Raw genomic sequence first — 23,336 nt, 5'->3', positions numbered from 1 at the left:
CTTAAAACATATCCGTTGGTTCATTCGTTATTATAGAAAGAACTAACGGATATGAAGTATTTTATCATCATAGTGATCGTAGTGATTAGTAATACATTTTTAGGAGTTGCTAAACCAATGAAAAATCAAGCAGAAATCTATTTTGCAGGAGGATGCTTCTGGGGAACAGAACATTTCCTGAAACAAATTCGAGGAGTAGAAAGTACTCAAGTAGGATATGCCAACAGTAATGTTGCCAATCCGAGTTATGAACAGGTCTGTTCAGGAAAAACCAATGCTGCGGAAACGGTAAAGGTGGTTTATGATCCTAAAACGGTAGATTTAAATTTGCTGCTCGATCTGTATTTCAAGACAATTGACCCTACCAGCCTCAACCGTCAGGGTAATGACCGGGGAACACAGTATAGAACCGGAATTTATTATATAAATAAAGAAGATCTTCCTGTCATTAACCAGACTATTAAACTATTGTCTACACAATATAAGACTCCTATCGCTATAGAAGTAAAGCCATTGACTAATTTCTATCCGGCAGAGACTTACCATCAGGACTATCTGGATAAAAATCCGGGAGGATACTGCCATATCAATCCTGCTTTATTTGAAATGGCACGCAAAGCCAATGCACCGAAAACAAAAGTGTATCAAAAACCGGATGACTCAACCCTCCGCAAGGAACTGTCGGCGGAACAATATGCAGTAACCCAGAAGAATGCCACCGAACCGGCCTTCCACAATGAATACTGGAATGAGCACCGCCCAGGCATTTATGTTGATATTACCACCGGAGAGCCTTTGTTTGTTTCTACCGACAAGTTCGATTCGGGTTGTGGATGGCCTAGCTTTTCCCAGCCGATTCAAAAAGATATCATCGCAGAGAAGAAAGATACTTCGCATGGCATGATACGTACGGAAGTACGCAGTAAAACTGGGGATGCGCATCTGGGACATGTATTCACAGATGGTCCGAAAGAGAAAGGCGGATTACGCTATTGCATCAATAGCGCCTCCCTTCGTTTTATCCCGAAAGAGAAAATGAAAGAGGAAGGTTATGGAGAATATTTGCCGCTCATTAAATAGGCACCGCACCGGAAAGTAATACAAATCAATATAAGCTGTTTATCTGATAAACAGAACGGTGGATTTCCTCACAGGGCAATCCACCGTTTTTAATGCAGTTAAATTAAGAGAGAGAAGGAGTTTCACAACTCCTGTTTATTTTTATCTGCTGGCAGTCAGCAGAGTTGCTTCATTCGTTGCCGGAGTAGCCACGTTCATAGCCCAGTTCACACTAGATTCTTCAATCCATTTATCATTCCATTTATAGTTCATATAAGCTACCGGCATATTAGCGTCGTTCAATTCGTACACGCTCTTTTCAACAGATGCATCGTAAGCTCTGTGTGAGTCATTCCAACGTGCGTATACCAAAGTGATTTCATTAGAAGAATAAGTATAATCAATCTTGAAGTACGGCAGCCATTTGTCAGTGGAAGCATCCCATTTGAAAGCCTCTTTGGTAGCCATTCTCTTCTGATCGTCATAGGTAAAATCATATTTCATGTGACGATAAAGAGAACCATCCAATCTGTAAATCACCTTCGATACTACAAGATCACCTACTGTTTCTTCATTAGTAATGAAGTTATTGTTTTGTGCCTTCATTGTTGCATTAGAGATACCTGCAAATACCATAGCAACTAAAACGATCATTCTGAATAATACTGTAGTTTTCATAATTGTATATTTTTTATTTGTTCAACATTCTGTTTTTTGTTCTTCTGTTTATTAGACGGATCAAGTGTTTCAAACGGTTGCAACATTCTGAACCTTTTTTTCATTTTTCTTCGTTGCCCGCTTGCGACTATAGATATGCAACGAGCGTGCCAAAAAGATAACAAGCTAATAATCAGAAAGATTGCAAAACAGAGTGGTGTACGAAAATGAACAGTTGTACGCTTAGAATCGAACAACCAATTAAAAAAACAGTTTATATACTACGAAACAGAATATTGCCTACCTTTGCATCCGATAAATTATCAAAATCAAACGATGAAAAAGAACAGTAAGAAACATATTCTTCTGCTGTCAGCCAGTGGGGGTCTACTCATCTGTCTCATCAGTCTTTATTTAAGTCGCAACGCTCTCTTAAGAAGCATAGTCGACAAACGTACCTCCCATATTGAGCAAACTCACGGGCTACGTATTCATTACGATAATCTGAAAATGAATGGATTGAATGAAATCATCCTCGAAGGTCTCTCTGTTGTACCCGAACAACGAGACACACTACTGACACTCACATCCACTCGTGTCAAACTGAACTTCTGGAAATTACTAAGCAGAAAAATAAAGATACGTTATGTAGCCGCAGACGGAATTACACTTGCATTCACAAAGCGGGATTCCGTCGCCAACTACGATTTTCTTTTTAGAAAGAAACCAGAATATCTCACTCGAACGTCGCCACAAACGGCCCCCCAAACAAATTACGCAGAAAGAATCAACAAAATATTAAATTTATGTTATGGTTTTATGCCCGAAAACGGACAACTAAACAATGTCTGTATCACGGAAAGAAAAAACAATAATTTTGTATCTCTCACTCTTCCTTCTTTTATCATTAAAGAAAATCATTTTCAATCCGTCATCACCATACAAGAAGACAGTTTAGCACAGCATTGGATAGCCAATGGTGAACTGCACCAACATTACAACTCATTAAAAGCAACGCTTTATTCATCTGATTCTCTAAAAGTTTCCATACCTTATATAACACGTAGATATGGTGCTAAGATAACCTTTGACACTTTATCGTATAGCCTGACGAAAGAAATAGGGTCTTCCAAACAAGTCTATCTCAAAGGAAAAGCAAGAGTGAACGGACTGGACGTATTTCATAAAGCCCTCTCTCCTGAAATCATTCATCTCGATCGCGGACAACTCTGTTACGAGATGAACATAAACGGACACTCATTTGAATTGGACAGTACCACCATTGTTGACTTCAACAAACTCCAGTTTCATCCTTATTTACGGGTCGAGAAGGAGAAGGGAAACTGGCATTTCACTGCAGCAGTCAACAAATCCTGGTTTCCGGCAGACGATCTGTTCAGTTCTCTGCCGAAAGGATTATTCAGTAATCTGGAAGGCATCAAGACAAGTGGCGAGCTGGCTTATCATTTTCTGTTAGACATTGATTTTGCGCAACTGGATAGTCTCAAACTGGAATCTGAATTGAAAGAAAAAGATTTCCATATCATAAGTTACGGAGCTACTTCACTCTCCAAAATGTCCGACGAGTTCATTTACACAGCTTATGAGAATGGAGTGCCGGTACGAACCTTCCCTATCGGTCCTTCATGCAAACACTTTACACCCTTGGACAGCATTTCCCCCATTCTAAGAATGTCTGTCATGCAAAGCGAAGATGGAGCATTCTTTTATCATCGCGGTTTTCTGCCCGATGCCTTACGGGAAGCACTGATTTACGACCTGCAAGTGAAACGCTTTGCACGCGGAGGAAGTACGATCACCATGCAACTGGTAAAGAATGTATTCCTGAACCGTAACAAGAACTTTGCGCGTAAACTGGAAGAAGCATTGATTGTGTGGCTGATAGAGAATAAAAGACTAACTTCCAAAGAACGTATGTACGAAGTATATCTGAATATTGTAGAATGGGGACCGCTCGTTTATGGTATTCAGGAAGCGTCTGCTTATTATTTCAAGAAACGCCCTTCGCAACTGACCACGGAAGAAAGTATTTTCCTGGCTTCCATTATCCCGAAACCCAAGCATTTCCGCAGTTCTTTTGCAGAAGGCGGACAATTAAAGGAGAATATGGAAGGTTACTACAAACTGATTGCAAAACGTCTTGCACAGCAAGGAGTAATAAGTGAAATCGAGGCGGATAGTATCCGCCCCGACATCCAAGTTACGGGCGACGCCCGGAATAGTCTAGCCGGTGAAAAACCGGAGTCTAGTTCTCCTACCGCTGAGGAGCAATGAGATTGATATAAATAATAAAGGAATAGGTTATCTTCTTGAACTGCTGTTTCTTTCAGAGGAACGGGAAGAGCTTTGAGTGCTATTACCTCTCGTGCTTCCGGAAGAAGAGCGTCTTTCTGTTTGTCCGCTGGAAACATTGCTCCGGGTAGAGCTACCGCTGCTTCGAGTAGAACTCGAACTACCGCTACTACGGCTAGAGGTAGTACTACTGCGACGGCTGGTAGTATTTTCACTACTGCGACTGGAATTACTACGACTGGAGCTAGAACTGCCACGATTGGAACTACCACGACTGGAAGAACTATTGTTTCTATCAGAACTGTTATTTCTATTATAGGAACCACTACTATCGTTTCGCCTACTTGAACTTTCCCTTGAACTACTACTTGTTTTTCCACTTTCACGGTTGGAACCGCTACTTGTCGAACTTCCGCTTGTCGGTCTGCGATTAGAGCTTGAAGAACCGGAACTTGTTTCCGGACGGCGACCGGAATTACGATCTCCTTCTACTCTGTTTGTATTCCCGTTTCTATCAGGAACAACCTCTTTATTCGGTCTCTCATTTCCGGACGGTGTAGACGGTCTGACAGAAGTTGAAGGTCTATCTCCTGATTCCGGACGAGGACGAGTAGACGTACCAGGTCGCGTTGTCGTTCCGGGACGAGACGTATCAGGACGAGTAGATGTGCTTGGACGAGACGTTCCGGGACGTGTTGTTGATGAACCCGGACGGGAAGAATTACCCGGACGTGTCGGTGCATTATGCGGACGAGTGGAAGTATTCGGACGGAACCGGACAGAACCGAAGTCCGAACGACGATAAGAGTGATATACTCTCTGATCTCTCACCCGGTGCGGTGCAGAGTAATGGTTGAAATTAGTATATCTTCCCCGATAGTAACTTGTATGGTGAAAGTGCGGACGATAATGCGCTCCACAATAAGTACGGTAATGATAAGGCACACCAAAATAGAACAAGCTACGGTTCGGGTAATTGATGTACACCCTGAAACTCCATTTCCCTCCGGTTACATAAATCGGCCGATAGAAATACTCGGCACCAAGAAACCGGCGATACTGCGCATCACTCAATACCCAGCGAAGATCATCGTTACGGATATCCAAAGCTTCATAATAATCATCCAATGCCCATTCGTAACCACGTGCTACGTAATCCATTATATTACGGACAGAATAAATAAAGTCGTAATTAATCTCATACGCATCATTATATTGCTGTGTACTCAAACTCAATTCATACGCCATCTTATCGGTAAGAAAACGTGTCTCCTTACGTACCTTGCTGGTGCTCATTCCAGCCATTACGGTCATATTGGCAGTCAGACCGACCGCAAAGAGTAAAAACAGTATTCGTTTCATCATTTAATCTCCTATCATTTATTATTCCGATAATATTCCTCAATAAACATGCGTAACATATCTCTATAACCGTACAGTTAATAGTATCAACGCCGACCATACCCTATCATAAAATCATTCATCTTGTCCTTGCTGGAAGTAAATGTCAGGGTATTAATCACTGTAAAGAAAGCTTCTTTATCTACAATGCGGGGATACATTATCTTCATAATTTCCATCCGGTCATCGTCAAATGTATAAAGTTTGGTCAGTTGGAGACATTGGGCAGATGTAAAATCAGAACCGGCCAATGCAGCATTAAGCAACTTTATACGATCATCTTTAAAAGGCTCCTTCTTCATCTCATTATAAAACGTTTGAAAGAGCTGATCGTTCATGACCCTGTTGTAACCATATCCTGGGCGGTGTTCTCCTTGTCCCGGACGATGTCCCCCCTGTCCGGGGCGGTCGGGTCTTTCCGGGTGCACGTCATCACGTCCGTCTACCCATATCTCTTTCACTCCCCTACCATCGAAATAAACATAGTCTTTATACAATTTTTCTCCTTTCCATACTCGCTCTCCCGGACGGGTAAAGCGGGTGGCATATACTTCAACAGTATAATGTCCGGGATTCAAATTGGCTATAAAGCAGGTAGTAGTAGGCAAACTGATTTGGTTTCCTCCCAAGTAAACAAGTATCGGAGTATTCCCGCCATCGATACGGATTCCGTTAACAGACTGCGCTTGTAAGGAAAGGGCAGCGAACAGGATGCAGAAACTTATTATAATCTTACGCATAACTTATCTCGTTTTATTATTTATATCTTTAATCTGATACCACAAAAATAGGGTGAGGAAACTCCCCACCCCAATGATTCTCTCTATTCGTATGTAGGGAAATCCCTATTCTGTTTAGGAATCCACCAAAACAATGCCATCCTCGTGCAAGGTAATCAGACGTTTCTTATACAAGTCGCCCACTCCTTTCTTAAAGGTTTTCTTGCTGACACCAAACGTGTCGTAGATATCTTCCGCAGGACTTTTATCATTTAAGTTGATTCGTCCCCCGTGCTCTTTGATATAGTCTAACAGCGTTTTCGAAAAATCGTCAATCTTTTCAAAACCGGGTTTCTGAAGAATCAAATCGACCTTACCATCTTCACGCACCTGTTTCACAAAAGCTTTCATTTCCATCCCTGTCTCCAACGGACAGAATATTTCATTTTCATACAATAAACCGCTATACATATCATCTATAATTGCCTTAAAGCCTAAGTCCGTCTTCTGCCAGATAAGAATATTCACCTCTGCTCCCGGAGTATATTCCGGCTTTTCTTTCGACAGATAACGTTCCACTTTTGCTGAAGCTACAATACGGTAACTCTCTTCATCCACATGTGCATGAACCACGTATTTCCGTCCAACCTGCATTTTCATCTTCTGCTCACGGAACGGAACAAACAGGTCTTTCATCAATCCCCAGTTCAGGAAAGCTCCGTATTGATTTACCCAGGAGACTTCCAGACAAGCAAACTGTCCGACCTGCACTAACGGGGTTAGTGTCGTAGCAATCAGCCTCTCATCCATATCCAGGTAAAGAAACACATTCAAAAAATCTCCTATCTTACAATCCTCGGGCACATAGCGGGTAGGCAACAAAATCTCACCTTCTTCCCCACCATCGAGATATACGCCGAAATCGACTTCCTTCACGACTTCAAGCTGGTTGAACTTTCCTAATTCGATGCTCATATTCTTATCTATTATATTATATAAGCAGCAAAGATAATCTATTTTGAATAGATCCCTCAATCAGTCAGCTATAACTTTTCGTTATCGGGCAAAACTATTTGCAATGAACAATTTGCTTTCTAATATGTTAACTTTGTAGCGACAAAAAGAAATAGTAAATTATTCACCTTTTTAAACATATAAAATTATGGAATTTCTAACCAACGAGAAACTTACGATTGTGGGAGCTGCCGGAATGATCGGCTCCAACATGGCACAAACAGCCATGATGATGAAACTCACTCCGAATATTTGTCTCTATGATCCATTCGCACCAGCTTTGGAAGGAGTAGCTGAAGAACTGTATCATTGCGGTTTTGAAGGTGTCAACCTTACCTATACTTCCGACATCAAAGAAGCGCTGACCGGAGCTTCTTATATTGTTTCTTCCGGTGGAGCAGCCCGTAAGGCAGGTATGACCCGCGAAGATCTGTTGAAAGGAAATGCAGAGATTGCCGCTCAATTCGGAAAAGACGTTCGTCAATATTGCCCGAACGTAAAACATATCGTTGTCATCTTTAATCCTGCAGACATCACCGGCTTGATTACTTTATTGTATTCAGGTTTGAAACCTTCACAAGTTTCTACATTGGCTGCGTTGGATAGCACCCGCCTGCAAAACGAACTGGTGAAATACTTCCATATCCCCGCTTCCGACATTCAGAATTGCCGTACGTATGGCGGTCATGGAGAACAAATGGCTGTATTTGCATCTACCACCAAAATAAAAGGAGAACCCCTGACCGATTTCATCGGTACAACCCGTCTTCCGTTGACGGAATGGGAAGCACTGAAAGTACGTGTCATCCAGGGTGGAAAACATATCATCGACCTGCGCGGTCGTTCTTCTTTCCAAAGCCCGGCTTATCTGTCTATCGAAATGATTGCTGCTGCTATGGGCGGACAGCCATTCCGCTGGCCTGCCGGAACGTATGTTTCCAATGGCAAATTCGACCATATCATGATGGCGATGGAAACTTCGATTACTAAAGACGGCGTTACTTATAAAGAAATAGCCGGAACTCCTGCCGAACAGGAAGAATTAGAAAAGAGCTACGAACACTTATGTAAACTTCGTGACGAAGTGATTGAAATGGGGATCATCCCAGCCATCAAGGACTGGCATGCATTGAATCCCAATATTGACTAATCAAACAATATTAGCGAAAGCAGAAGGCCGAAACCTGACGATCTTTTTATCGTTCCGGGGTTCGGCCTTTATTATTCAAGTTCAGAGATAATGAAAAAAAGAATCAATGCTTGTAATGATAACAGGTATTCTTCACTTCAACATGATAAACGGCAGTTCCATACCCCATCCAAATACCCAGCCCTCCATCTATATTACCAGGTAGATTAGTCGTATTGGGAAACACAGGATTACCACTGTTGATTACTTCATTTTCATATTGACTCCAAAAGCGGAAACCCTCTTCCGTTATTTGTGAGAAACAAATGCCCACCTTTTCACCAGGAGTAAAAAAAGGAGTATACTTGTTGAGTTCCGTATGCCGGAATCCCCGGTAAATCTCTGCTGTTGCGACAGGAGACACTAATATCTCATCAGAAAATGTACCCATAAACGCGTTATAATAGTCCTCATCTTTCTCTTCCACTTGAGTGAATATTTTATAATAGTTGGCTTCACCTTCCGGATCATTAAAATACGCAGTAGCCTGATAAAGCGTATCACATCCTTCGGTTGGCTGCAAACGTATGCTATCCAGTAAAATCGGTTCAGGAATGGTAGTATGCGCTGTTATTTCTTTCCCGCGATACATGACAGTCAGCGTATACACTTTGCCTACTTCTCCCCTGATTTGTGAACCGGTATAGACAAAGTAAGGCAATCTGCCTTTATCTATTCTTCCTACCAGAATTTCGGTCTGACTCCCATCACTAACGGTTACCTTAGCGCTCATGACAGGCAGTTTGGAAAGTGCTATACTATCCCATGTACTATTCAGGATTTTACTTTGTGAAAGGTATACCTTTGCAAATCCGTCTACCGTGATACCACCTTCCACCACGACTTCCGATTCATAGTCACTGTCAAAATCCCAATCCGGCTCACAGGAGGTAAAAACTGCAACCAGCATCACTATCCAACTATATAAAAAAGCTTTCAACATCTTCAAAATTTAAATATATAACTGACTGAAGGCAACAAACTATAAAGAGACATATTTTTCTTCTTAATGAGCAAGCCGGATTTATCTTCTGATGGCTTAACGCCAACCTGCACAAAGACCGGATTATGCCTCATATAAGCATTATAAAGTGACAGATTAATACAACTGTTTTTGGTATGTCCCAGCCAGTAGTTCACCGACAAGTCCATTCTGTGATAAGCCGGCATACGGCTGCTGTTATACTCATCATATACACAAACCGCATTCTCACCTATCATATACATTGCCCTTGGATATGTCACCGCATTACCCGAAGCATATACAAATGTCATCACAAAATCCCAATGATCGTCCAACGTATAATGAACCATTGCATTTAAATTATGCCTACGGTCATATTTGGCAGGAAATGTATTTCCTTTTCTCAACTCCGGAAATTGTCGATCAGCCCAGGCCAGTGTATAGCCAATCCAGCCATTCCAGCGTCCTCTGCTTTTCCGCAGCATCAGTTCTACCCCATAATTCTGTCCTTTCCCTGTCAGTACATGGTCTTCTATCCGGTACGTCTGATTAAACATATCCAACAGTCCGCCGTTGAATATCGTTTGATGAGATAATTTCCGATAATAACCTTCCACCAACAATTCATACTCTCCATTTCGAAGCGGCTGCGAGAAAGAGACGTCTAATGAATGAACTTTCTGCCCTGATATATCTTTCGTCGAAGGCATCCAGAAATCAATGGGCAATCCGGCACTTGATACTGTTATCTGATTCATATATTGCCTGTTCAGTTGATAGGAAAGACTCAATGTTCTGTTCTTTGGCAATTCATATTCCAGACGAATACGGGGTTCCGCTCCTCCGTTATAATACCCATCCTGTACACTGCCACTATAACGCAACCCCATGTTCATTGCCAATCTTCCCCACTTTCTCTCTGCTTCGGCATACATAGCAAATTCTTCCATTTCGTATCTGCCGGGATCTCCGGCATTGATACCTTCAAAAATATTCACCGATTCAGGATATTGCGGATGAAGTATATGATGTATAAAACTTCCACCCGTCTTCATCTTCCATGTCCCCAACTGCCAGTCCAGATTTCCCATATATCCTAAATCCGTCAATCGGGAAGGCATCGTCATATTCAGCGTATTCTGATTTGCCCGCAGATTGGTACGGTAATGCGTCATATAGACTCTTTGTGTCAACAACGTCTTCTCGCTACACTGACGTTCCCATTTCAAAGAAGTAACAGCGTTGAGCCACTGCATTTTGAAGTCTACCTGATACTGGTGTTCTTTCAGTTTCAACAAGTCATTGCCGACATAGCCGTTCAATACAATTTTGTTTTTAGGGTTCGGCTTCCACACATAAGTAAGGTTATAATCCTGAAAACCGTAACGAAGCCTTGTGTTATCCTCAAATCCCCCTTCTATCAAGGAGATTATCGGATTTACATAAGTGACTCTCGCGGATAGATAAATAGCACTATTTTGAGTAACCGGTATTGCACCGGTAATTCTCGAAGCCAATATACCGACATTACCGGACACGCTTGCCCGCTGCACCACCGAATCACGAGGAGTCATTTCTACTACCGCTGCCAATCTTCCGCCGCGGTCTGCCGGTTGGTAAGACTTATTGAGTGAGAAAGAAGAAAAATGATCATTATTGAATATAGAAAAAAAGCCCAGCAGATGTGAAGAGTTGTACACAGGCACACCATCTATACATATCAGGTTATGTCCCGGTTCGCTACCATGTACATAAAGTCCCCCATTCAATTCGCCGGCAGTAGTCACTCCCGGCAATAACTGAAAAGTCTTGATCGGATCGCTGTCTCCCAGCATACGCGGCATGAAGTTTACCGCATTCGGATCAAGCTTCCAATCACCTTTTGCACTACGCTGCAACGCAGGAGATTTCTTGGACGCCACCACTTCCACCTCCTGAATCCTCCAAATAGAATCAGTTCGAATCGTATCATCGCCACGTGTTCCCGTTTGGGCATATACACCTATATCTCCCAATACCGCAAACAGTACCAATATGTATCTTATCACATTCAACTCACTTTACTTATAAAAAAGAAAGCCGAAGAAGAGAATTATTCCCTTCCTCGGTCCTCGTCAATTTACTCACATTTATCTAATCTATACCCCATGCTTATTCTATGAATCCTTCAAAACTTCTAACCAATGCATCGAAGCTGTCAGCTAATGATTTGAATGGTCCGGAAGCAGCATCAAAATAATCTTCAAAGCTAATCAAAGATTCATCTTCAAACTGTAACAGAGGCTCTGTATACCAGTATTCATGCTTCACTCCTTGAGAATCTGTATATGAATAGTCAATATAAGGTTGGAATGTCAAAGTAGCAGACGCTTCATTGCTTCCTCCGAATGTCAGACTTCCACTAAGATACTTCTTAAATACATTTGCAGCAGCTTGTGCAGCTTCATGAGATTGGCCCCACATTCCAGTAGCATTATCATACTGGTCATCCACTTGTTCCAGTTCACGAGCTAAATCCTTGTAACTACTACATTGCATAAGCACAGTAGCCTCACCCATTATATTTGCCTCTATGCGCGCATCTTTAAAACGATCTCCAACATTCTCGTTTGCGCCTTCGTCTGCTGTCATGTTGCTACCGTTCAGATAAGCTTCACCTTTTACGGCTTCTGTTCCTTTTATGTTGATTGAATAGTTGGCTTTCACAACTTGAGGTGTTGCGCTTACTGAAGTAGATACTTTGTAACCGTTTGCATCTATATTTACTGTAATATCTGCTTTTCTTGGAGAGCTGCTTACGTTTGCTGTAGCAATCTCAAGAGAAGTCAAAGTAGTTGTTCCCAGTTTAATAGTAGAAGTAAGTTTAGCCGGAACTTTCACTGTAACGCCATCATAAGTAAAATCTGTTGTATTGCCGGTAGCTGCAATCTTGATTTCAGCTGTTTGACCCTCATAACCAAACTTCAATGCGAGTTCAGAATCAGAGTTGGTGCGTTCCCACTCGTCTCTGCTCTCATTATAGGTATAAACGCCATAATAGTCACTAGCCTGATACATTTCATTGTTGACAGCCGCCATAGCGTACACTTTAGCCATATTACCCTGTGAAGCAGCTACTAAAGAATGTACCATCTGCTGTACATTTGCTTTTTCCTGAATTTCCAAAGAGCCTACGATTTCCGAGAAGTAATTCCCTACTTGTGCCAACTGTTTCTGATCGTCAGCATTTACCAGATTGATTAAGTTCTGTCCGATTTCACTCAATTTCTCTTTACTCTTCTCGGCTGATAATACATCACCGCCTGTCGGTCCATCATTATCGTCGTTACCACACCCCGTAAATGTTACCATTGCCATCATCAGGCAAGGAATTAAATAATACAATTTTCTAGTCATATTTCAATGCATTTAAAATGTTATGTTTGCATATTTTTATTGCCGTTCTTCGTTATTTGTATTTTTCACATAGAATATCGGCAGTCCCAATTACTTCGCAAAGGTGAGAATATTTTATAGAATAAAAAAATGATTAAAATAAAGAAAGCGCCTAAATAGACATTTTAGGCGCTTAAGTCATATAAAACAGTGATTATTGTGTCCAAATTAATAAATAGCTTTAGGCTTTCCGCTACATAATCACAAAAGTTTTCTTATTTTGGAGAGGAACATTCCTGACAAATCCCTTTAAGGACATAATTAATGCTATGCAAAGTAAATCCTTTAGGCAAATCAATCACCGGGATATGGGTACCTTCCAGGCAGAATGTACGATGACATTTCTCACAATAAAAATGCGAATGTAAATCCTGTACCACACAATTGCAAGAGTTGTCGCAAACGGCATACTTCAACGAGCCGCTTCCATCGTCTATGCTATGTATGAGGTGATGAGACAAGAAGAGAGCAATAGTACGGGATATGGTCGATTTATCAACTGTGTCGAGCAATGTTTCGAGGTCAAGCAATGACACTGCACGCTCTGCCTGCATCATCTCTTTTATCACCAAGAGCCTTATTGCAGTTGGCTTAATGTCTCTTCTGACCAGCTTATCCAAATAAATATCTTCTTCCATCTTTCTCCTATTTTATCATTTTCTGTATTCTGACGGCGTTCATAATAGCAAGCAACGCAACGCCTACGTCTGCGAAGACAGCTTCCCAAAGAGTAGCGATTCCACCGGCTCCCAAAATCAATACAAGCAATTTCACTCCAAATGCCAGTGATACATTCTGCCAAATGATTCTTCGTGTCAACTTTCCTACTTTGATAGCTTCGGCTACTTTCGACGGCTGATCTGTCTGTATCACGACATCGGCTGTTTCAATGGCTGCATCACTGCCCAATCCTCCCATAGCAATACCGACATGACTCAAAGCAAGCACCGGTGCGTCATTCATTCCATCGCCGACAAATGCAATCCGGTTTGCCTCATCCTGACGCAATTCTTCCAGGTGTTTCACTTTCCCTTCCGGCAGCAAGTCGCCATAGGCTTTCGATATGCCGAGCTTCTCCGCAAAGTTAGTAACAATACTCTGTTTATCACCGGATAATATCTGTATGTTTTCAATATTTAAAGCTTTTAAGCGGTCAATAGCTACCTTTGCATCTTCTTTCAAGGCATCAGCCAACAACAGATAACCGGCATAACGGTTTCCAACAGCACAGACTACAATGGTATCTGTTATCTTCAACAATTCTTGCGGAAAGGATATATCAAACTTGGACAGTAACCGGCAATTACCAACCAGAACCGGTATTCCGCCTACCGTTGCTTCCAATCCGAAGCCGGCATATTCTTTCGTATCGGTAACGGTTACGCGTTCTATGTTTTGTTCTTTTGCGTAGTTTACAACAGCCTTGGCAATCGGATGTGTGCTATCACTTTCTACCGAAGCAATCAGTTTCACTAATTCTTCTTCCGAAATATCGCCTGCACTTTTACAAGCCTGCACATCAAAGGTTCCTTTTGTCAGGGTTCCTGTTTTATCGAATACCACCGTATTGATTTTGGTGATAGCATCCAGATAATTACCGCCTTTGAATAAAATACCCAATCGGGATGCCGCTCCGATACCACCAAAATAGCCTAATGGAATACTAACCACCAATGCGCATGGACATGAAATCACCAAAAAGACCAAAGCTCTGTATAACCAATCATTAAATGTGAATACAAATGCAGGATTGATAAGTGAATAGACAAATGGAGATAATACAATTAATACGGCCAGTATGATAACAATCGGTGTGTAAACACGGGCAAACTTGCGAATAAACAATTCTGCCGGGGCTTTGCGTTCGGCGGCATTCTGAACAAGTTCCAATATTCGGGCGAGTGCGCTCTTGTCAAAAGGTCTCGTCACTTCAAGTCGGATTACCTTGTCGGTTACAATCATTCCGGCAAGCACTTCCTCCCCTTTCCGAATATTACGAGGCACGCTTTCGCCCGTTAATGCAGCTGTATTAAAGGCGGCAACTTCATTCTGCATGATTCCATCCAATGGCACTCGCTCACCTGCCTTTATTTCTATGATTTCACCGACTTTTATCTTTTTAGGACTTTCAGTAACAAGATTACCCTCTCTAAGTACCAGTGCTTTTTCGGGTCTTACGTCTAATAAGGCTCCGATATTACGTTTGGCTTTATCTACCGCTTTACCCTGAAACAGTTCTCCTACTGTATAAAATAGCATCACGGCTACGCCTTCCGGATATTCGCCAATATAGAAAGCTCCCAAAGTAGCAATAACCATTAGGGTGAACTCACTGAAATAGTCTTTTCCCCTGATGCTTTCCCAGGCTTCTTTCATCACCGGAATTCCTACCGGAAGATAGGCTACGATATACCATATCAAAGAAACATATCCTTCACGGAAGAATGCTAAATCAAGAGCATTCATGATTATTCCACCTGCCAGCAGCAGGAGAGAGAATATCACTTTCCCATATTCATGGAATACCGAAACCTTTGCATCAACCTTTTTTTCTGCTGCGCATGAGTGAGCGCCACAACTACAATGTCCCATAACATTCATCATTTAGTTGATGCAAAGGTAGCAAATGATTTATGCAACAAAGTTGCAAAATCGGTTTTAGCACCTTTCAATGTCAGCAATATCGCAACAGCCATTTCCAAACCGGCACGACTTCTATATCCAACTCATTCCCTGAAATTGTCCTTTCTTCATCCCAAGTAATGATATCGGTCTTTCAACCAGCTGAATCTTACTAATTTCTTGCTGACGCTCGGCTATAATTGCCTTTATTATTCGTTTTTCCATAAAATATGCTCTTTATATTGCACAAATATAGCAAAAACATACTTAATATATTAAGCAAGACTTCTTTTTCTTTCCAACTGTAGCTACTATTTTCTTTAGTTGTCAACTGCTACTTATCCTTTACAGGACGAACTTTGACAGGACAGAAGAAGATTACATATAAATTTGATGATTCTTATTGTCAACCAAAGTTTTTTCCCGATAGTATAATGATTATCACCGGTTTACATGCTGACAATAAGCCATGACAATAGGCTGACAATAAAAAATCAGAACTTTTATTGTCAGCCTGTTCCATTTTATAAGCACCTGAAGGACATCATCGCCTGCAGTAACCATACCATCCACATAGAAAGCAGCTTTTTAAAATGAATCCCCCTATTAAATGAATGTTATATAGCCGGTATCTTTCACTTAACAAGTAGGTATTGTTCCATTAAAGCATCAGTATTGTTAACTCTCCACGGCTGTGACGAGATCTTTCCACAGCCGTGGTAGGAACTCGTCACGGCTGTGGGAAGAAGTCACCACGGCCGTGACAAAGTAAAGATAGCGGTACTTTAGTAGAACTATACTGGCACTCTAGGGCAACTACATAGGCACGTTAATGGAACTATATAGGTAGATATCACTTTGGGAGGCTGTTACTAAAATGCGACGTTACTTCAGAACATGCTTCTAAAGCTATTATTTATCAAGTCATAAAAGGATCATAAGAGATAAAAATAAGGCTGACAGTAAAAGTAGATATATTTTATTGTCAGCCTATTATCAGCATCTATTGTCAGGTGATATAGTATTGATATTCATATACTTGAATATCACCCTGACAGTTTGACAATAAAATTGGTATAAATCAATAGAAACGATCATAAAATTTTTAATTGGGAAGGGTAAAGAATTTATAAAAAGAAAGAAAAAGTTTGCCGTTCCCCTAAGAATAAATATCTTTGTAACCGTGGTTACAGTAACCACAGTTACTAATATAATTCACTGACTATGAGGTTTTATAATAGAGAAGAAGAACTAAAAGAGCTAAAACGAATTCAGCAATTGGCATTTGAGGAAAGTTCAAGAATGACAGTCGTTACTGGTCGCCGTAGAATTGGGAAGACAAGCCTCATCATGAAAGCCGTTGAACAAACTCCCACTGTCTACTTATTTATAGGGCGCAAAAATGAAGCAACCTTGTGCGAAGAATTCATCCCACTTATCGCACAAGCCCTACAAATCTTTGTTCCGACAGAAATCCGAAGTTTCCGAAACTTATTCCAATACCTAATGCAGCTTTCGACACAACGGACTTTCAACCTGGTTATTGATGAATTTCAGGAATTCTATACTATTAATGAATCCATATTCAGCGATATGCAAAATATTTGGGACCAATATCGGAAGTCCTCACACATGAATTTGATTGTCAGTGGTTCCATCTATTCCCTTATGCAAAAAATTTTCCAAGACAACAAAGAGCCACTCTTCGGAAGAGCTGATAACATAATCAAGCTGTCAGCCTTTAGTCTCTCTGTTCTAAAAGAAATCATGCATGAATATGCCCCGACACATTCGAATGATGATCTTTTAGCACTTTATACTTTTACTGGCGGGGTGCCTAAATACGTGGAACTTTTTTGCGACAACCATACGCTTCACGTGGAAAGCATGATCCATTTTATGGCTCGCGATAATTCTCCCTTTACCGAAGAAGGAAAAAATTTGTTGATAGAAGAATTTGGAAAAAATTACGGAACCTACTTTTCTATTTTAAGTGCAATTGCCGGAGGCAGAAATACACAAGCAGAAATTGAGGCAGCACTAGGAGAAAAAAGCGCAGGTGGCTACCTGAAACGTCTGATAGACGATTATAATATTATCATACGCCAACGTCCCATTTTAGCTAAAGAGAGCTCAACAACTGTCCGATATGAAATATGTGATAATTTTATTAGGTTTTGGTTCAATTACTTCGATCGTAACCGTTCATTGATAGAAATTAAAAACTTTGTAGGGCTGCGTAATATCATAGAAGCTGATTATCCAACCTACAGCGGAAAGATATTAGAACTTTACTTCAAACAGAAATTCGCAGAAAGTTATCAATTCCGTGCCATCGGGTCATGGTGGGAAGCCAAAGGGAATCAAAACGAAATAGATATTGTTGCACTCGGTCTTGAAAAAAACAAAGCAGTAGTTGCTGAAGTAAAACGCCAACGTAAAAACTTTAAGCCAGAGTTGCTGGAACAGAAAGTTGAACATTTGAAGAAAAAGCTATTGCCTCGTTATACTATTGAAACAATGTGTTTGTCATTGGAAGATATGTAGTACATAGTTAGGCACGGATGACAGGTTTTCTATGAGATCAGTCTCCCATCACCTGTATTCCGTGCCCAATTATCATTGTTGGTTCTCTTCCCGATCTGTTCGGATAAACTCCAGGAGTCGTTCTACCGCCTCTTCTTCAGGAATATTCTTTTCTACACAGACCTTGCCTTTATAAAGACTGATTTTACCCCGTCCGGCACCTACATAACCGTAATCAGCATCCGCCATCTCACCGGGACCATTCACGATACAGCCCATAATGCCGATCTTCAAGCCTTTCAAATGTGAAGTGGCTGCCTTGATACGGGCGATTGTTTTCTCCAAGTCGTAAAGCGTACGGCCGCAACCGGGACAGGATATGTATTCTGTCTTAGAGGTACGGGTACGTCCGGCCTGCAAGATTCCGAAAGCAGTGGCGTCGACAACGGCATGGCTCAAACTGCCCTGATTGAACAGGAAGATACCATCGCAAAGACCGTCAAAAATCAAGGCTCCCATATCGGCTGCGGATTTTATCTGCAAATTCTCCGCATCATCTTCCGCATAATGCTGGAAGAAGACAACCGGATTCTGCAAACCTTCCGTCATTAGCTGATGCACCAATGCACGGTGCTCACCCAAACGGTTCGGATGGTTGCTTTGAGAGATGATTACCACTTCCGGATGGTACTTCAGACAGGCTATCACTTCATCTGTTTGGGCCATATAGGGTATAAACAGGAATTTAAGCGCTGCATCACATTCACCCATCAACGGTAATTGCGCATGATTGAAAGCAGGCCAGGTTCCGGCCTCTCCTTGCCATACGTCCGCATCAAGAATATATTCCACGCCTTCTTCCCGTTGTTCGGGCAAGGCTCTTCCGGCATAAATATAGTCCGGAGTGAATTGCGGATTTACTTCCGTCTTTCCGTCCATGCGGTCGGCAATGACTACGGGCACATGTTCGCCTCCGATATTACGGACCGCTTTTGTCTTCCGGCGTTCAGGAGACAGATAGTTGAATTCAGGCGCCTCCAATCCCGGAATATAAGGATGATCCTGCCTCAACAGAACATAATCCACCAATTTACGGGCCACCGGAATTTCAGCTTCGGGCGCTTCACTCAAAGATACGCGGATGGTATCGCCCAACCCGTCGCTCAACAATGCGCCGATGCCGAGAGCAGACTTGATACGCCCGTCCTCTCCGTCTCCGGCTTCTGTCACTCCGAGGTGTAGCGGGAAAGTCATCCCCTCTTTTTCCATGACGTCCACCAACAGACGAACGGTTTTCACCATTACCACTGTATTGGAGGCTTTGATAGAAATCACCACATCTGTGAAGTTCTCCGCTACACAGATACGAAGGAATTCCATACAGGATTCCACCATTCCTTCGGGAGTATCACCATAGCGTGACATGATGCGGTCGGACAAAGAACCATGATTCACACCGATCCGGATCGCAGTGTGATTCTCCTTACAGATATTCAGGAACGGGACAAACCGGTCATGGATTTTCTGTATTTCCTGCGCATACTCCTCGTCTGTATATTCCAGTTTCTTAAAAGTACGCGCAGCATCTACATAGTTTCCCGGATTGATGCGCACCTTTTCCGCATATTGAGCAGCTACATCTGCCACTTTCGGATTGAAATGCACATCGGCAACCAATGGAACCATATATCCCTGACTGCGCAGTCCGATATTGATATTCATCAGATTCTCCGCTTCCTTAATACCCTGCGTTGTGAGGCGGACATACTCGCCACCTGCGTCAACAATACGTTTCGCCTGTTCCACACAAGCCTGCGTGTCCTGCGTAGACGTATTGGTCATCGACTGGACACGAATAGAATTGGGGCCGCCCAACGGCACAGCCCCAATATTTACTTCTGTGGTTTCTCTTCGAAAATAATTGAATAGATCAACCATTTTGATTTATGATTTTACGATTTACGATTAAAAATACTTTATGCACAATGTGAAAGACAAGATACCATGTACAAAGACAACATACGATTTACGAAGATATTTCAATCGTCAATCGTAAATTGTCAAATCGTAAATCACATTAGTTTGTTTTATATTCAAACTTAACTTCTTTCAGTTCTTCGTTTGCTTTTACGATTTTCTTTTTCAGTCCTTCTTTGTAAGCAGCAAAAGCTTCTGCCAATTTCTCGTCACTCAATGCCAACATCTGAATGGCAAGGATAGCGGCATTCATCGCTCCGTTTATAGCAACCGTTGCCACAGGAATGCCCGGAGGCATCTGGATGATAGAATAAAGTGCGTCTACACCATCGAGCACAGAACCTTTTACGGGTACTCCGATCACCGGCAGTGTAGTGTTGGCTGCAATTACACCGGGAAGGGCGGCAGCCATTCCGGCAGCGGCGATAATAACTTTAATGCCACGGTTGCGGGCATTCTTTGCAAACTCTTCCACAGCTTCAGGCGTGCGGTGAGCAGAAAGCGCGTTCATTTCGAACGGTACATGCATATCATTCAGCAATTGCGCAGCCTTCTCCATAACAGGAAGGTCGGACGTGCTACCCATGATAATACTTACAATTGGAGTCATTTTGATTTACTATTTTACGATTTACTATTTACAATTTAAAGTGAGGTAAGAATTATCCGTTTACCACAGCTTTATATGCTTCGGCATCCAGCAGATCTTCCACAGCTTTTATATCTGTCGGTTTCACTTTAATCAACCAACCTTCGCCATACGGATCTTTATTAACCAGTTCCGGATTTTCTTCCAATGCTTCATTTTGTTCCATCACTTCACCTGCTACAGGCAGGAAAAGATCGGAAATTGTTTTCACTACTTCGATGGTTCCGAATGTCTCACCGGCTTCCAACGTTTCACCAACAGTCGGTATGTCTACGAACACGATATCACCCAATTGTTCTTGAGCATAATCAGTGATACCTACGTATGCAATGTCTCCTTCAACGCGAATCCATTCGTGTTCGTTCGTGTACTTCAAATTCTGTGGAAAGTTCATAATAATTAGTTTTTAGGATTTATACTGTTTTAAAATAAAAATACTCGAAATAAGATGTTGCTCACCGGATGAAGTACCAAAAGGGCACATATCAAGCCAACCGCAAAACCGGAAAGCACCTCACCCAACGTGTGATGTCCCAATACAATTCGTGCAGAACCTAATATACCGGCAATCAATATAAACAGGCATAACCATCCGACCGGATTGTAACCGAACAAAGCACTGAAAGAAACCAGTCCGCCGATCACTCCGCCTATTCCTGCCATGTGTTCACTCAATTTCCATTTCAAATTCACTGCAATGCAGATAATAGATACTACCAAAGAAACGAGGATGATACCTGTCATATACCAAGGTATATTCAGCCGGCGCATCATCAACAGGCAAAACACATACGAGATGATAGTCAGCAGAATCGGTACATAACGTTTCTTGCGCTCACTTAACTCCTGACGGGCAAAGCCATTGATTTTACGAAACAGGAAAATGGTAATGGTAGGTGTCAGTATGGTAAAGCAGTAAACAATTCCCAACACAATCAACTTATATTGTATCGGCATGATACGAAGATAAGAAAACAGGAATAACACCAGAAACGATAAAAACGGAATAGAAAATGGAGTAAAGACCATCGAAGTAGCTCTCGCCACCTGCAACATTGTCTTATCCGCTATGATATGTTCTCTCTCTCTGTCCATCAGCACTAATACTTAATACTTTATACTTAATACTTTATATTCGTTCTCATTTTCGAAGTCGCGCAACCGGAATATTCAACTGCTGGCGGTATTTGGCTACCGTTCTACGAGCAATGGGATAACCTTTCTCTTTCAAGATGTCCGCCAATTCATCATCTGTCAGCGGTTTCTTCTTGTCCTCCCCATCAATACACTCTTTCAGAATCTTGCGTATCTCACGGACAGACATTTCTTCACCGTCCTCTGTGGTATACCCGTCGCTGAAAAAGAATTTGAGCGGATAGATGCCGTAATTTGTCTGCACATATTTACTGTTGCTCACGCGGGAGATCGTTGAAATGTCCAGTCCGGTACGTTCAGCCACATCTTTTAAAATCATCGGTTTCAACAGAGATTCGTCTCCTTCCAAGAAGAAAGGACGTTGTAAGTCAATGATAGCCTGCATGGTAGTCATCAGGGTATTCTGACGCTGCCGCACAGCATCGATAAATCCTTGTGCCGCATCCATTTTCTGCTTCAGGAACATCATCGCTTCTTTGGATTCTTTTGATTGATTAGCCCTGTTTTTGGTATGTTCTTCCACCATTTCCGTGAAGTCGCGACTCATACGGAGTTCGGGGACATTACGGTTATTGAGGCTTATATTGATGGTTCCGTCATCATACGTTTCCACGATAAAGTCGGGAACTATCTGTTGGAGATTCCTGCCGATCGCTTCTCCCAAAGAAGCACCCGGACGGGGATTCAGCTTGGTTATCTCATTAAGAGCTTCCTGGAAAGTCTCTTCATCAATGTCCAGTTTCTTTATAATCTTCTCCCAGTGTTTACGGGTGAATTCTTCATAGCACTCTCTAATGATACGTTCTTCCAACTCCAGTATCGGATTGGGCTTCTTCTCTTCATCCTTCTTCCGGCAAATCTGTATCAACAGACATTCCTGAAGGCTACGGGCACCGATACCAGCGGGATCAAAATCCTGCAAGATACAGAGTGCTTCTTCCAGTTCTTCTTCTGTCGATTCGATGCCGGCATAAATCGCCAGTTCATCACAGATGCTCTCCAATGACTTACGGAGCAGTCCGTCATCGTCCAATGAACCGATCAGATATTCCACCAAGTCACGCTGATGTTCAGTCAGGTTGCGTTCACGCAACTGTTCTTTCAGGATTTCATAAAAAGAAGTGGAATCGGAGAACGGAATATCCTCCGCCTGTTCATCTTTCGAACGGTTGTTTTCTTGTAATTTATAATCGGGAATATCGTCTTCAGTCAGATAATCACTCAAAGAATCATAATCGTTGGCATCGCTATCCATGCCATCTTCCGTAGTGTCGGAATCAGCATACTCATCCGCAGTGTTTTCTTCTTTACCTTCTTCAAGTGCCGGATTTTCAAGCAGTTCAGCATGGATACGGTCTTCCAGCTCTACTGCGGGAAGCTCCAACAGTTTCACGACCAGAATCTGCTGGGGCGAGAGCGTTTGTACTTGCTGTTGCGCCTGAGATTGTATTTGACGGGAACCTTGTGCCATATTCGTTTTTGCTTTCTACTATTTCTCGCTACAAAAGTAACTTTTTAACGAGAGATTACACAGATTAGGGAGATAATTTTTAATCCTATAACACTAAAATTATCTAATGAACAAATATTTATCCACCGAAGTTCACGAAATTTCAATCAGTTAGTATTATCTTTGGACAGTTGATTTACAAAATA

General features: G+C 41.9%; 19 protein-coding genes. 4 read left to right on the top strand and 15 right to left on the bottom strand.

Annotation, left to right across the window (positions count from 1 at the left end; all coding sequences use genetic code 11):
- Positions 1-51 precede the first annotated feature (51 nt).
- The gene (gene msrB, locus DW173_RS14385) at positions 52-1,080 is read left to right on the top strand and encodes a peptide-methionine (R)-S-oxide reductase MsrB (RefSeq protein WP_120144607.1); all 1,029 of its coding nucleotides are present in this window, start codon (positions 52-54) and stop codon (positions 1,078-1,080) included.
- A gap of 141 nt (positions 1,081-1,221) precedes the next feature.
- On the opposite strand, the gene DW173_RS14380 is transcribed toward msrB, so the two are convergent.
- Positions 1,222-1,737 carry a DUF3836 domain-containing protein gene (locus tag DW173_RS14380; RefSeq protein ID WP_120144606.1) on the bottom strand — a complete coding sequence of 172 codons (516 nt, stop codon included), beginning with the start codon at positions 1,735-1,737 and terminating at the stop codon, positions 1,222-1,224.
- A gap of 315 nt (positions 1,738-2,052) precedes the next feature.
- Here DW173_RS14380 and DW173_RS14375 point away from each other — a divergent pair, with 315 nt between their 5' ends.
- On the top strand, positions 2,053-4,011 hold the full coding sequence (locus tag DW173_RS14375) for a biosynthetic peptidoglycan transglycosylase (protein ID WP_120144605.1): 1,959 nt from the start codon (positions 2,053-2,055) through the stop codon (positions 4,009-4,011).
- Positions 4,012-4,038: 27 nt separating this feature from the next.
- Here DW173_RS14375 and DW173_RS14370 read toward each other — a convergent pair whose 3' ends face one another.
- The 3 genes from DW173_RS14370 to DW173_RS14360 form a co-directional block, all read right to left on the bottom strand.
- Positions 4,039-5,391, bottom strand: coding sequence for a hypothetical protein (locus tag DW173_RS14370; RefSeq protein WP_120144642.1), 1,353 nt, complete (start codon positions 5,389-5,391; stop codon positions 4,039-4,041).
- Positions 5,392-5,477: 86 nt separating this feature from the next.
- Positions 5,478-6,170, bottom strand: a complete 693-nt coding sequence (locus DW173_RS14365; RefSeq protein WP_120144604.1) for a DUF4476 domain-containing protein — start codon at positions 6,168-6,170, stop codon at positions 5,478-5,480.
- A gap of 114 nt (positions 6,171-6,284) precedes the next feature.
- Positions 6,285-7,124 (bottom strand): S1 RNA-binding domain-containing protein, encoded by an 840-nt coding sequence (locus DW173_RS14360; RefSeq protein WP_120144603.1) that lies wholly within the window; start codon positions 7,122-7,124, stop codon positions 6,285-6,287.
- A gap of 187 nt (positions 7,125-7,311) precedes the next feature.
- Between DW173_RS14360 and DW173_RS14355 the strand changes: the two genes are divergently transcribed.
- On the top strand, positions 7,312-8,313 hold the full coding sequence (locus tag DW173_RS14355; RefSeq protein ID WP_008644979.1) for a malate dehydrogenase: 1,002 nt from the start codon (positions 7,312-7,314) through the stop codon (positions 8,311-8,313).
- A 103-nt stretch (positions 8,314-8,416) separates the two neighbouring features.
- Here the strand turns inward: DW173_RS14355 and DW173_RS14350 are convergent, their stop codons facing one another.
- From DW173_RS14350 to DW173_RS24335, 6 genes are all read right to left on the bottom strand, one after another.
- Entirely contained in the window at positions 8,417-9,295 is an 879-nt protein-coding gene (locus DW173_RS14350) for a DUF4249 family protein (protein ID WP_120144602.1), read from the bottom strand.
- A 2-nt stretch (positions 9,296-9,297) separates the two neighbouring features.
- Positions 9,298-11,364: a TonB-dependent receptor plug domain-containing protein gene (locus DW173_RS14345; protein WP_147402052.1), complete on the bottom strand. Its 2,067-nt coding sequence runs from the start codon at positions 11,362-11,364 to the stop codon at positions 9,298-9,300.
- Positions 11,365-11,467: 103 nt separating this feature from the next.
- Positions 11,468-12,712 carry a hypothetical protein gene (locus DW173_RS14340; protein WP_120144600.1) on the bottom strand — a complete coding sequence of 415 codons (1,245 nt, stop codon included), beginning with the start codon at positions 12,710-12,712 and terminating at the stop codon, positions 11,468-11,470.
- Between the two features lie 254 nt (positions 12,713-12,966).
- Positions 12,967-13,389 carry a Fur family transcriptional regulator gene (locus tag DW173_RS14335; RefSeq protein ID WP_120144599.1) on the bottom strand — a complete coding sequence of 141 codons (423 nt, stop codon included), beginning with the start codon at positions 13,387-13,389 and terminating at the stop codon, positions 12,967-12,969.
- A gap of 7 nt (positions 13,390-13,396) precedes the next feature.
- A complete protein-coding gene (locus DW173_RS14330) occupies positions 13,397-15,343 on the bottom strand; it encodes a heavy metal translocating P-type ATPase (RefSeq protein ID WP_008026196.1) in 1,947 nt (648 codons plus the stop codon).
- A gap of 123 nt (positions 15,344-15,466) precedes the next feature.
- Positions 15,467-15,598: a hypothetical protein gene (locus DW173_RS24335; RefSeq protein ID WP_008026195.1), complete on the bottom strand. Its 132-nt coding sequence runs from the start codon at positions 15,596-15,598 to the stop codon at positions 15,467-15,469.
- Positions 15,599-16,597: 999 nt separating this feature from the next.
- On the opposite strand from DW173_RS24335, the gene DW173_RS14320 reads away from it, so the two are divergent.
- Positions 16,598-17,920 (top strand): ATP-binding protein, encoded by a 1,323-nt coding sequence (locus DW173_RS14320; RefSeq protein WP_120144598.1) that lies wholly within the window; start codon positions 16,598-16,600, stop codon positions 17,918-17,920.
- Between the two features lie 72 nt (positions 17,921-17,992).
- On the opposite strand, the gene DW173_RS14315 is transcribed toward DW173_RS14320, so the two are convergent.
- The 5 genes from DW173_RS14315 to rpoN form a co-directional block, all read right to left on the bottom strand.
- Positions 17,993-19,837 (bottom strand): 4-hydroxy-3-methylbut-2-en-1-yl diphosphate synthase, encoded by a 1,845-nt coding sequence (locus tag DW173_RS14315; protein WP_004316580.1) that lies wholly within the window; start codon positions 19,835-19,837, stop codon positions 17,993-17,995.
- 139 nt (positions 19,838-19,976) lie between these two features.
- Entirely contained in the window at positions 19,977-20,486 is a 510-nt protein-coding gene (gene purE / locus DW173_RS14310) for a 5-(carboxyamino)imidazole ribonucleotide mutase (RefSeq protein WP_004296231.1), read from the bottom strand.
- Between the two features lie 52 nt (positions 20,487-20,538).
- On the bottom strand, positions 20,539-20,919 hold the full coding sequence (gene gcvH / locus DW173_RS14305) for a glycine cleavage system protein GcvH (protein WP_008644974.1): 381 nt from the start codon (positions 20,917-20,919) through the stop codon (positions 20,539-20,541).
- Positions 20,920-20,948: 29 nt separating this feature from the next.
- The gene (locus DW173_RS14300; protein ID WP_004316578.1) at positions 20,949-21,620 is read right to left on the bottom strand and encodes a hypothetical protein; all 672 of its coding nucleotides are present in this window, start codon (positions 21,618-21,620) and stop codon (positions 20,949-20,951) included.
- Positions 21,621-21,666: 46 nt separating this feature from the next.
- Positions 21,667-23,151 (bottom strand): RNA polymerase factor sigma-54, encoded by a 1,485-nt coding sequence (gene rpoN / locus DW173_RS14295; protein ID WP_074558636.1) that lies wholly within the window; start codon positions 23,149-23,151, stop codon positions 21,667-21,669.
- Positions 23,152-23,336 lie beyond the last annotated feature (185 nt).

Source organism: Bacteroides sp. AM16-13 (assembly GCF_003602705.1).
In the GTDB taxonomy this organism is placed as follows: Bacteria; Bacteroidota; Bacteroidia; order Bacteroidales; family Bacteroidaceae; genus Bacteroides; species Bacteroides xylanisolvens.
Note: the sequence above shows the minus strand (reverse complement) of the source record. Positions and strands in the feature narration are given on the sequence as shown.